The organism is Pseudomonas sp. R62 (genome assembly GCF_000257605.1).
GTDB lineage: Bacteria > Pseudomonadota > Gammaproteobacteria > Pseudomonadales > Pseudomonadaceae > Aquipseudomonas > Aquipseudomonas atacamensis.
Map to the genome: position 1 here is coordinate 687,504 of NZ_JH635999.1, position 6,778 is coordinate 694,281.

The following is a 6,778-nucleotide window of genomic DNA, read 5'->3' on the forward strand; positions in this document are numbered from 1 at the left end:
AGCTTGAGTGACAGCAGCATTTGAACTTGAGCAGGCGCAAAAAAACGCCCGCCAAAAAACGAGTGGCGGGCGTTTGGGAAGTGCCGGTTCAGTTATGGGAGCGCTGAGCCGGGTAGGGAAGAACGATCAAATTACAAAGCGACGCCGTGCCCGGTAGGTAGCCTGTCGAGGCGCAGGCGGTTGAATGCCAGCAGTCGCATAACATAGCCGAGCTTGATCGCGGTTGGGCCGAGAATTGTCATGGCATGAGCGCCTACTAACGCGGGAAGCGTCAGGAAGGCGTCGCAGAAGTAGGCCAGAACGATCCCGATCAACAGCATGACCAGCCCCCCACTCAGCAGCAGATGAGACAGCTTCAAGACTCGATAGTGATTGTCAAAAAAACCATACATGTCGGTCATTCCGGGGTTGGCGCCGTGAAGTGCAATGAATACTCGCGTCACTGACAGTTGCCGAGTTGCGGCTCGATTGCTGCTGTCACTGGTATTCATTGGGAGGGCGGCTCAGGCCACCGGAATCAAAGGATCGGCAGCGGCCAGAGCGGTCGCGCGTTCAGCTGCCGGTGGGTAGATCCACACAGTATTGATTTGTGTCTTCAGCTCTTTGGCTTCGTGCTTGATCAATTTCACCTGGCGGTCCCAGCCTTCGGTGAAAACTGCGCCCCAAGCACCCAGATCCAAACATGTCACGTACTTGGGCTGGCTGTAGGTGATCGGTTCAACGCCTAGCAGATCAGCTGCCACATTGTTACCGGCATAACGGCCCAGGCTGATGGCGTGCTGGCAGGACATGGCAGCAATGTTTCCAAGGTCGTCCGTAGCGGCATGCGCCACGTCGCCCGCGGCATAGACGTCCGAATGCCCCAGAACCTTCAAGTTGCCATCAACGTGCAGGCGGCCTTGTGGGTCGCGAGTGCCGATCAATTGCTCAGTCAGCGCATTGGCGCGGAAGCCAACGGTCCAGATTACCGTGTTGGATTCGATGCGCTGACCGTCAGCCAAGGTTACGCTGCCCGAGTCGACCGAGACGACCGAGGTGTTGAGCACCCATTCGACGCCTAAGTGTTCGGAGGCTTCTATGATCGACGGACGAATGCCATCCCCCAACGAGGCCGCTATTTGCGTGCCCCGATCAACCACGATAACTCTGATTTGTGCAGCGTCGCCCAGTGCGGCACGCAAGCGGGCAGGCATTTCTGTTGCAGTTTCGATCCCGGTAAAGCCACCGCCGGCAATCACGACGGTGTTGCGCGCAGCGCTGTCCGGCAAATTCTTCAGCGCCTTAATGTGGGCTTCGAGTCGAGCGGCCTCTTCGATCTGGTCAACGTCGAAAGCGTGTTCAACGATTCCCTCGAGCGCTGGGCGAATAACGCGGCTACCTGCCGCCAGAACCAACCGGTCGTAGCTCAACTTTCCTTGAGTGCCAAACACATCGCTGTAGGCGACCTGTTTTTGATCGACATCGATACTTTCGGCAGTGCCTTTGATGAACTTCACGCCAACGGCATCTAGCAGGTCGCCGAGTGGCGCCATCATTGTGTGGACATCAGGCTCATAGAAACGTGGACGCATACGCAATTCTGCCTGGGGTGCCAATAAGGTGATCTGCACATCGTTACGGTCATGCTTGTCCAACAGACGGGCAGCGCCTAATGCGCTCCATAACCCACCAAACCCTGCGCCAATTACTAGAATGTTCTGTTTCATGGGATTACTCCTGAAGACAAAGTCGAAGTTTGAGAGCGTGGTCTGTTTGAGCGTGGCCGTGTCGAGGTTGATCCAGAAACCTGGCTTAAATGGATTTCCGCAACGCTAGTTTCGGTTCGCTGTAGGGATGGTATCGAGGGGGCAGGGGAGGGGCACTTCTACATAGGTTCAGTGCGAACATGCGAAAGGTTCGGTTGGTCATACCAAGGTATGAAGGCAGTTGGATTGAGGGCGGGTTCAGCGGCTGAGCGCTTCTTTAATGCAGGCCATCAGCTCGCCGCAGGGAAAGGGTTTTGGAAAGTAGGCGACAGGTTGAGGGGCGTTGGCGCTAACCCGCGGCGGTGATCCCTGATAGCCGGTGATAAAGATGACAGGCACCTTGATACCCCTAGCCAGTAACTCATCGTACATCTGAATGCCCGACATACCGGGCATTTGTATATCGGAGATGAGACAGCGCGTGTCCTGCGGTCCCGTTGAAGCGAGAAACGTTTGTGCATTGGGGTATATCCGGACGGTATAGCCGTGGGATCGCAACAAACTGTCTAGTGCAGTTCGCACGGACTCGTCATCGTCAACAACGGAAACAACAGCGGTAGAGGACATTTCTATACCCGGGCTCAACTCGGGTGGCCCATTGAGGTCGCCCGCCATCACCGCAAGATACGCCGTCCACTCACCCGGCGTACCATACGTGCGTATAGATGCTAGTAAGCACGATTGACGCCGAGCCGTTTAGCCAATACTCACACACGCTTGATCGTCCTTGCTGACTGGAAGCAGTCCTAGGTCGAGCGTCAACTAATGGCCCAGAGTGTGTAAAAACACTTTCGTATCAGGGACGCCTAAGCCCAGCACTCTTGGGCGAGGCGATTACCTAAACATTTGCCATGATTAGCACCGGTAGCGTTGCAAAGCGTTTATTAAGCGCTTTAGAGCCTCTTGGAGCAGCAAATGCTGGGTTTTTTACGTCGCCATCGCTTTTAATAAGCCTTCTGTACCGATGATTTTCATGACTCGTTTCATATTGTAGGCGAGCACGTTGAGGCTCATCTCCGCGCTGACTCCGACCAACTTACGAGTCAGGAAGTGCGTCGAGCCCATCCATTGTTTGAGCGTCCCGAAGGGATGCTCAACAGTCCTTTTTCGAGCTCGCATCATGTCAGGTGCATGTTTCATTCGACGCTGTATTTCCTCCAGCACGGCCTCGTGGACGTGAGGGGCACGCTGACATCGGCGCGGGCGTCACGTTTGTCCTCGACGGCGCTGTCGATGCGGATCTGATAACCCGCATCGATCAAGGTGTCTGACCGAAGAAGAGGGCGGAGGAATGTGCGACATGAATGGACCTATGTGGTACTAGAATACTGCTAGCTGGCGTGTCGACGGACAATATCCAGCTCTGACAGTTATCGGATATTGCATTTGTATCGATCCTTAGAGGTACAGTCAGTTGACATAGGACTATTAACCCGGGTCCAGACCTATAATGGTTTTTGACCGCTGACAGAACAGCTACCGTCAACGGCGGCTGGTCGCTGAAACAAAGCCCCGCTCAAATTCGGACTCACACTTTTTGATTTCCTATAGATCTCATCAAAGGCCAGCAATGACTCAGAAAAATTTTTACCGCCGCCGGACGCTGGCTGCACGGCTCACTAAGCTGATAACGCAAGTGGCAGTGGGCGGTGCTGCTGCGTCAGGTGTCTTCCTGACAGCGCCACGCCGAACCGGGAAGTCCACTTTCGCCCGCGAAGATTTGAGGCCTGCCTTGGAAGAGGCGGGAGCCATTGTGTTGTATGTCGATCTTTGGAAGGACCTAACGACAGAGCCAGGAGCTGTAATAGTCGAGACTCTCCGAGAAGCTATTGGACGTGACGAGAAACTCATGAGCCGATTGGCGTTAGCTTCCGGGCTGGAATCGAAAAGTGTCGGTCGCGTGAATTTCAAACTGAACAAAATTGGACTTGGGGAAGAAATCGGTCTCACCAAGGCATTTGAAGCGCTGTCCGATGAGGCGAAAAAACTCATTGTTTTGATACTCGACGAAACCCAACATGCGATCACGACAGCCGAAGGCGTCGCAGCACTCTTTGCGCTAAAGGCGGCCAGGGACGAACTTAATAGTTCCAAACATTATGGTCTTCGCATCGTTTGCATCGGATCAAACCAAAACAAGCTTGCCATGCTTCGCAATAGCAGCGATGAGGCGTTTTTTGGGGCCTCAATGCTGCAGCTCCCAATGCTGGATGAAGACTTCGTTGACTGGTATTGCAAGGCGCTTGACCTTCCAAATAATCTCGACCCTTCAGATGTATTCCAGTTGTTTCAAGAGAGTGGTTATCGCCCCCAAATTCTAAGCGCAGCCGCAGACGGTATCCGTTTCGATCTCACCGTCGACCCTAAGGCCATCCTGGTGCGTTTTGCCGAGCTTGTCCGAGCGCAAGCGGAAGCGCTCAATGCGAATCTTAAGATGGTGATTCACAGCCTCACACCGATCCAGTCTGCCGTCATTTGTGTGATGGGTGCAAAGGGTGAGGGTTTCGCGCCTTTCGAATCTTCGACTATGGAGTTGTATGCCAAAGCGATAGCGAACGCTGGCATAGCCACAAACGAGCCGAAGGTCGAAGCGCCAGATGTGCCAGATGTGCCAGATGTGCAGCTAACGCTCATGGCACTGCAGGAAAAGAAACTGGTCTGGAAAACTTCTCGCGGTATCTATACGATCGAGGAACAGGTGATAGTTGACCTTCTACGCGAAGATGGTCTGTTGGATGACCTAGTGTGAACCTCATCAATAGTGGTTCCTGCCTTGCAGCACGGTAGGGGAGTGCCCCCCCCGCGTGGCGTTTTATTCCTCGTTATCGAGATAGCTAAATCGTTGTGGCCGTGGAATTGGTGAGTTGCCACGTAAAGCCGCTTTGACAAATTCCGCTACAAGTTCAAGGCTATCACGATCTGCTGCGTATACCGCCTCAACAAGACTGTCTCTTGCTCGACGCTTGATCATCAATATTTCGTCAAAGCTGGCATCTTCTGAACGTTCGCTGCGATCACCCTCATGTGATGACTCACTTGCTTGGTTAACTGAAATCTCAGCTGGTCGGATGTCAGAGGCCTCCAGCCTGAAAGGGATCGCAGGTCGTTCTCTCCTTGATTTCGCTGGCCGTACACAAGATTCCGGCGGTTCCATTTGTTTCGGTGTTGAAGTACTTTGAAGGTAGCGCCTAGATCCCGCAAAAACGATCATTTCAATCGTAATGCCGGAGTTTCGTGTACGGCCGTGTGACCTATCAAAGTAAACCCGCGCAGGAGGTCTGAATGATGACTGATAAGCCCGTTGGATGTCGTCCCTATAGCCGGTTTGAAGATGGGTACGAGGACCTTCCACTCGATTCAAACGAGATCGAGGTGCGCCTGGCTATCGCTGACTATGTGATTCGCCGAGTTGCTGGCACACCCACGGGTGAAAGCATTTTCAAGGGGTTGGTCAGGGATTTTGAGAACCGCTACCCACACCATAAATTGCTAGCTCTTTATTTGACTAGCCCTGAGTCTTTGGTACAGGAAGACGGGGGAGGTGAGTCAGAGGCGGAGGTTGAGGATAGCGAGGCCAGCCTTTCACTGAATACGTTGGATATCAAATTGTGTGAAAGCCTGCTCCATTGTCATCCGGATTAAGAACTGTGTGGCCCACTTGCAGGATTGAGCTTTGATTTCACTGAACTAGAATCCCGTCGCCGAAAAAGTGACGGTCTTTGAGTGTTAGGAGGTAATGCCAGCCAAAATCCTCGAGACGCGTATCGAATCCGCGGACAAGGTCTCCGGCAGGTTTTGTTCTACGTATCAGAGCTTTGAATGGGGGGCGAAGAATGAGCGCTAAAGCCAATAGCGATATTGTAGCTACTGCCCGAGCCAAGCTTGAGCGTCTGCAAAAATCGTCCAAGTATCGTAGTTTTTTTAACGTCGATGCTATTGATGCTTTTAGTAAGGTAGAAGGTACAGCATTCGCCGGCATGCCGTTGAAGCTCACCAAGAATTTGGGCGATCCATCGCCACGCGACTGATTAACGATTTTCCGATGATTTGAAAAATCGGACATCGCTCGTTTCATGTGGCCACTCTTTTGCGGTCGCATCGATGCGGACAAAATTTTGTTGTAAACCGCACCTGAACACCTGAACACCTGAACACCTGAACACCTGAACACCTGAGAGCTGAAGGGGCAAGGCAAGTCACCACGACTCAGGCAGAGCCTGCCTACAGAAAATCAGTCATGTCCGTACGATTATAGGTGAACAGTACCTTAAGGTTTTTGAAGTCAATCTCGGTGCTGATGTCCATTTGCAAATACGTCCGGCCCGCAACTCTCAAAATGGGTATTTTCTCTCCACTCTGACCGATCGCTTCGCTCGCCTCCAGAAGTGGCTCCATACGCCATTGGCCAGTTTCGTTGAAAAAACCAGGGGTGACATACTGGATCGACCGGACCCGAAAGGAGTCATGCTGCTGCTCGAGGATATCTTTAAGTGAATCAAACGAAGAGACCATGAGCATCTCACAAACGAATTCCTTGCCTTCACGAACCTCCGCTTGCAGATAGAACCATGGACACATCACCGTCTGTCGCACGAAGGGGCGTGTTAGAAAATCGTCGTTGAACAGGCTGGAAAATATCATCGATCGACCATGCTCCTGGTTCATGGCAAGCCTCTCCGTGTCACAAATGACTAATATATGTTGTAGTCATATATTGTGCAATGAAGCTTTATCGTTCCTTTTGTGAGATCGCAAAATGGAGCTGAGAAAAGCATTTGGTGCAACGCTAAGGCATGTCCGCCTTAAGAACAATCTTACGCAGGAAGATTTCGCGCTTGTCAGTAGCCGGACGAACGTCAGCTTGCTCGAGCGAGGTGGCACCAGCCCAACGCTTGATAAGCTCGAAGAGCTTTGCAGCGCTCTCGGCATCCATCCGGTGAGCTTGGTGGCCGCGTGCTATATGCGGAAAGAGGAAACCAGCGATATCAGGAGATTTCTATCTTGCGTGCAAGAAGAGCTTCAACTTATGGACC

General features: G+C 52.6%; 8 protein-coding genes and 1 pseudogene. 4 read left to right on the forward strand and 5 right to left on the reverse strand.

The window, feature by feature from the left end:
• Window positions 1-131: 131 nt before the first annotated feature.
• The 4 genes and pseudogenes from OQK_RS21430 to OQK_RS21445 form a co-directional block, all read right to left on the reverse strand.
• Window positions 132-392, reverse strand: a complete 261-nt coding sequence (locus OQK_RS21430) for a hypothetical protein (RefSeq protein ID WP_016774196.1) — start codon at window positions 390-392, stop codon at window positions 132-134.
• 111 nt (window positions 393-503) lie between these two features.
• Window positions 504-1,706: an NAD(P)/FAD-dependent oxidoreductase gene (locus tag OQK_RS21435; RefSeq protein WP_038861520.1), complete on the reverse strand. Its 1,203-nt coding sequence runs from the start codon at window positions 1,704-1,706 to the stop codon at window positions 504-506.
• Window positions 1,707-1,943: 237 nt separating this feature from the next.
• A complete protein-coding gene (locus OQK_RS21440) occupies window positions 1,944-2,312 on the reverse strand; it encodes a response regulator transcription factor (protein ID WP_038862047.1) in 369 nt (122 codons plus the stop codon).
• Window positions 2,313-2,672: 360 nt separating this feature from the next.
• Window positions 2,673-2,918 (reverse strand): annotated as a pseudogene (locus OQK_RS21445) (transposase); the annotation flags it as partial.
• A 397-nt stretch (window positions 2,919-3,315) separates the two neighbouring features.
• Between OQK_RS21445 and OQK_RS21450 the strand changes: the two are divergent.
• From OQK_RS21450 to OQK_RS29505, 3 genes are all read left to right on the forward strand, one after another.
• Window positions 3,316-4,494: an ATP-binding protein gene (locus OQK_RS21450; RefSeq protein ID WP_016774200.1), complete on the forward strand. Its 1,179-nt coding sequence runs from the start codon at window positions 3,316-3,318 to the stop codon at window positions 4,492-4,494.
• A 533-nt stretch (window positions 4,495-5,027) separates the two neighbouring features.
• Window positions 5,028-5,387: a hypothetical protein gene (locus tag OQK_RS21455; RefSeq protein WP_016774201.1), complete on the forward strand. Its 360-nt coding sequence runs from the start codon at window positions 5,028-5,030 to the stop codon at window positions 5,385-5,387.
• 191 nt (window positions 5,388-5,578) lie between these two features.
• On the forward strand, window positions 5,579-5,773 hold the full coding sequence (locus OQK_RS29505; RefSeq protein ID WP_081489883.1) for a hypothetical protein: 195 nt from the start codon (window positions 5,579-5,581) through the stop codon (window positions 5,771-5,773).
• A 193-nt stretch (window positions 5,774-5,966) separates the two neighbouring features.
• On the opposite strand, the gene OQK_RS21460 is transcribed toward OQK_RS29505, so the two are convergent.
• On the reverse strand, window positions 5,967-6,410 hold the full coding sequence (locus OQK_RS21460; RefSeq protein WP_016774202.1) for a hypothetical protein: 444 nt from the start codon (window positions 6,408-6,410) through the stop codon (window positions 5,967-5,969).
• Between the two features lie 91 nt (window positions 6,411-6,501).
• Here OQK_RS21460 and OQK_RS21465 point away from each other — a divergent pair.
• The coding region (locus OQK_RS21465) for a helix-turn-helix domain-containing protein (protein ID WP_081489908.1) at window positions 6,502-6,778 on the forward strand (277 nt) is incomplete at its 3' end.